Here is a 414-nt window from a genome sequence, read left to right on the forward strand (position 1 = left end):
TAGTTCCCCCAATTTCCTGGAGGGCGACGTAGCAGTAAGTCTCGACGGTGGATCATGCTGATATCCGCGGGTTGGTTACCGCATTACAGAGGTCCGCCCAATGAGCCTGCCGCTATCTAATTCCGCAAGTCGGATGAGATCCGTTGCCTAGCTGGATCGCGGGTTGCTCGTGTGCCGGGCTACGTCGCCCTTCAGGAAACTGAGGCCTCATAGTAGTGTCAGATAGGTACCGGTATTGGGTTAAGCTGCCCGCGCCTCGTTCGGTACGGCCAGCGACATGGCGAGCTGGCTGATGTCCCAGATGAACCCGCTCAGTTCACGGGCCACCGCAACCACTGCAATGTTCGGGTTCTTGCCGCGTGCGGCAAGTCTCCGATAGCGCCGGCACAGTCGAACCTGGGCGTCCCAGGACCG

1 pseudogene is annotated in these 414 nt (G+C 59.9%); it reads right to left on the bottom strand.

From position 1 onward, the window contains the following. Positions 1-240 precede the first annotated feature (240 nt). Positions 241-414: pseudogene (locus J8I34_RS35205) on the bottom strand (IS110 family transposase); the annotation flags it as partial.

The organism is Cupriavidus phytohabitans (genome assembly GCF_017815025.1).
Taxonomy (GTDB): Bacteria; Pseudomonadota; Gammaproteobacteria; order Burkholderiales; family Burkholderiaceae; genus Cupriavidus.